General features: G+C 41.5%; 3 protein-coding genes. All 3 read left to right on the forward strand.

The genetic code is table 11. The features are described from left to right. Positions 1-106 precede the first annotated feature (106 nt). Positions 107-1,564: an ATP-binding cassette domain-containing protein gene (locus tag ACR2F7_RS16630; RefSeq protein ID WP_432714663.1), complete on the forward strand. Its 1,458-nt coding sequence runs from the start codon at positions 107-109 to the stop codon at positions 1,562-1,564. Between the two features lie 80 nt (positions 1,565-1,644). Further along, on the forward strand, positions 1,645-2,736 hold the full coding sequence (leuB, locus tag ACR2F7_RS16635; protein ID WP_432714664.1) for a 3-isopropylmalate dehydrogenase: 1,092 nt from the start codon (positions 1,645-1,647) through the stop codon (positions 2,734-2,736). A 10-nt stretch (positions 2,737-2,746) separates the two neighbouring features. Further along, positions 2,747-4,255: a 2-isopropylmalate synthase gene (locus ACR2F7_RS16640; RefSeq protein ID WP_432714665.1), complete on the forward strand. Its 1,509-nt coding sequence runs from the start codon at positions 2,747-2,749 to the stop codon at positions 4,253-4,255. Positions 4,256-4,348: the final 93 nt, after the last annotated feature.

Below are 4,348 nucleotides of genomic sequence, written 5' to 3' on the forward strand. Positions count from 1 at the left end.
AACCCCTACAAAAAGTCTTGCTTATTGAATGGTTATGACGACATCGACTTTATTTTAAACCAGAAAGAAGCTATAGAAACTTTCGAAAAGAAAACCGCCTAAACTTATGTCTGCACCTTTAATCCATATAGAAAACCTCAGCTTAAAATTCCACAGAATGGTGGTTTGGGAGGGACTATACTGGACCATCAACAAAGGTGAGCAATGGTTATTGACAGGTGCCAGCGGCAGCGGAAAAACATCATTGGCAAAGCTTATTGCTAAATATGCTGCGCAACAGCAGGTGCAACATTTATATGTGGCCCAATGGTTTCCTTTTAAAGATAAAAGTGGTACGGCTAACTTTTACTACCAACAACGCTATAACAGCACTGAAGCAGAAGATTGCAATACCGTTTGGGAAGAAATAAGCCTCTTTTGCCATAAATTAGGCAAGGACGAACAGGATGGTGTAGCCATCTTACTGGCCCTTGATCTTTTACATCGCAAGGATGCAGCACTTATACAGTTGTCCAGTGGCGAACATAAAAAACTGCAGCTTACAAAAGCTTTGTTGTTGCAGCCAACATTGTTAATTCTTGACAATCCTTATACGGGTTTAGACGTTCAAACACGTCAGAATTTGAATACGTTGATCAATGAAGCCTGTACCAAAGGCACGACCCTGCTCTTGGTCAGCAATGATGGGGTAATTCCGGAGGCCATTAGCCATTTTGCTAAACTAGAAAATGGCAAATTCAGCAGTTCCACTTCGCGTGAAGAAGAATTGGTTACCCCGCTGAACACCGAAATCACTTTACCGGACTTTTTAAATAGTTCCGTTTTAGAAAATGAAGAACAAACGCCCTTCCAACTTCAGCAACCATTAGTTGAATTAAAAGGAGTACATATAAAATATGGCGACAAGCAGGTTTTGAATAACATTACCTGGACCGTCAACAAGGGGGAGAAATGGCTTTTACATGGACACAACGGTTCGGGTAAATCCACCCTATTGAGTTTAATTACTGGTGATAATCCACAAGCCTATGCCAACGACATTCATTTATTTGGCAGAAAACGTGGCACTGGTGAAAGCATCTGGGATATTAAATCCCGCATCGGTTTTATCTCTCCAGAATTACAATGGTATTTTGAGCCCTCCTCTACTGTGTTTCAAACCATTGCCTCTGGCTTTTTTGATACTGCCGGTTTATTCAGGAAGGTGAGTGAGGGGCAAACAGAAAAGGTAAACCAGCTAATGGAACTTTTTGAGCTGACTGGCCAGCAACATACTTTGTTAAGCCAGCTGCCTTTAGGTAAACAGCGACTGGCATTTTTAGCGAGAGCAATTATTAAAAACCCTCCGCTACTGATCTTAGATGAACCTTGCCAGGGTTTAGATCAGCAACAGACCAGGTTATTTAACCATTTGGTAGATGTGCTGTGTACCTCAAATAGATCCTTAATTTATGTAGGGCATTTTGAAAACCGTTTACCACAATGCATTCAATACCGGCTGGGTTTAAATAATGGCAATGCCACTACCCTTATACACCAATTAGAACAGGAAATTACAACATGAAACCATCATTAGCTGACCAATTAAAAGCAATTAAAACAAGCTGATGATAGCTTCATAACCTATAAAACATTTAAATACTGATGAAAAAAAATATATTAGTTATACCTGGTGATGGTATTGGCCCCGAAGTAACGACATGGGGAAAAGCAGTATTAGAAAAAATTGCTGCTGCCTTTGGTCATGAGTTTACCTTCGATGAAGCACTGATGGGCCATGCTGCCATAGAAAGCACAGGCAATCCATTGCCAGATGTAACTTTAGAGAAAGCAAAAAATAGCGATGCAATCCTTTTTGGCGCAGTAGGACATGCAAAATACGACAACGATCCTTCCCTGAAAGTAAGACCTGAACAAGGATTATTGAAAATCAGGAAAGAGCTTGGCTTATATGCCAACTTACGCCCTATTCTTTTGTTTGATGAGTTATTGAACGCCTCCAGCATTAAACCACAGATCCTGAAAGGAACAGATATCCTGTTCTTCAGAGAGCTGACCGGTGATGTTTATTTCGGAGAGAAAACACGCTCTGAAGACAGAAACACAGCTTCAGACCTGATGATCTACCACCGCTACGAGGTAGAAAGAATTGCACATAAAGCTTATCAGGCAGCTATGCAGCGCAACAAAAAACTGTGCTCTGTTGATAAAGCCAATGTATTGGAAAGCTCAAGGCTGTGGAGAGAAACCGTACAGGAAATTGCTAAACAATATCCTGAGGTAGAAACCGAACACATGTTTATTGATAATGCAGCGATGCAACTAATCAAAGATCCTAAACGTTTTGACGTGGTGTTAACCGCCAACCTTTTTGGTGATATCTTAACAGATGAAGCATCACAAATTGCAGGCTCTATGGGCATGCTTGCCTCAGCCTCTATTGGCGATGGAACGGGCTTTTTTGAACCTATCCACGGTTCTGCACATGACATTACCGGTAAAGATCTTGCCAACCCATTAGCTTCTATTTTATCTGTAGCCCTGATGTTAGACATCAGCTTTGGTTTAAAAGATGAAGCTAAAGTAGTCATCGATGCCGTAGACCAGGTGCTGAAACAAGGTTTCCGCACCAATGACATTGCCGATGATACCATTAACCCTTATAAAGTTTTAGGCACTAAAGAAATGGGCAAGCTCGTTTTAAAATTTATTGCTCAATCTACAAATACCCTTTAATCTTAGAAATATGTTACACGATCCTAATAGAGTTTATGTATTTGATACCACCCTTCGTGATGGAGAACAAGTGCCGGGTTGCCAGTTGGCCACCGATGAAAAAGTAATCATTGCAAAAGCTCTGGAGGCACTTGGTGTTGATGTAATTGAAGCTGGTTTTCCTATTTCAAGTCCGGGTGATTTTCAAAGTGTGGTGGAATTGTCCAAAGCGGTACAATACCCTATCATCTGCGCTTTAACAAGAGCTAATAAAGGCGACATTGATGCTGCCGTAGCAGCCTTGAAATATGCCAAAAGACCACGTATCCATACAGGGATTGGCTCTTCAGACATGCACATTAAATACAAATTTAACAGCACCCGCGAAGCAATTCTGGAGCGTGCTGTTGATGCTGTTAAATATGCAAAGCAATTTGTGGAGGATATTGAATTTTATGCCGAGGATGCCGGTCGTGCAGACGATCAGTTTTTAGCGCAAATGGTAGAAGCTGTTATTGCTGCCGGTGCTACGGTAGTCAACATTCCTGATACCAATGGCTATTGCCTACCGGAACAGTATGGCGCTAAAATCCTTTACTTGAAGGAGCATGTGAAAAATATTGACCAGGCCATAATTTCTGTTCACTGCCATAACGATTTAGGCTTGGCTACAGCCAACACTTTAGCAGGAATTGTAAATGGTGCACGCCAGATTGAATGTACCATCAACGGTATTGGTGAACGTGCTGGGAATACCGCACTGGAAGAAGTGGCCATGATTTTAAAAACCCATAAGGGCTTAAACCTAAACACCAACCTGAACACTAAACATTTCAGTGAAATTAGTGCCATGGTAAGCCGCATGATGCGCATGCCAGTACAGCCTAATAAAGCTATTATCGGTCAGAATGCTTTTGCTCACAGCTCTGGCATCCATCAGGATGGCTTTTTGAAACACCGGGAGAACTACGAAATCATGAATCCTGAAGATGTAGGCATCAACCAGGCAGACATTATTTTAACCGCCCGCAGTGGTCGCCATGCTTTGAAACACCATTTAGAGCGCTTAGGCTATAATGCGGATCGCATTAACCTGGACCAGGTGTATGAGCGCTTTTTAGTAGTGGCAGATGAGAAGAAAGAAATTACTGACGACGACTTGCTTTACTTAATGAGCGATGGTGAAGTTGATTCTTTTAAAAATGGCTATAAATTAAACTTACTACAGGTTTTATGTGGCGATCCATTGAGTCCGACTGCAAACATCAGACTTGAATACAATGGCGAAGAGCATGAAGCCATGGCTAAAGGTAATGGTCCGGTTAATGCCACTATCAAAGCTATCGATAGCATCATCGGTAAATCTATCACATTGAAAGATTTCACCATCCAGGCCATGCATGGAGGTAGTGATGACATTAGTAAAGTGAACATGAAAATTGCCCATGATGGCAAGTTTTATGTGGGCTACGGCTTCAGTACTGATATTGTAAAAGCTTCGGCTAATGCTTACCTGGATGCGATCAATAAATTTTTATAACCATGAATGTAGCGAGTGATGTAGAGTTTGATTTTCTTGCCGCAGCGCAGCGAATCAGTGATACCGTAAAAAGAACTCCTTTAGAATATAATG

Origin of the sequence: Pedobacter sp. (genome assembly GCF_045628745.1) — a bacterium.
GTDB lineage: Bacteria > Bacteroidota > Bacteroidia > Sphingobacteriales > Sphingobacteriaceae > Pedobacter.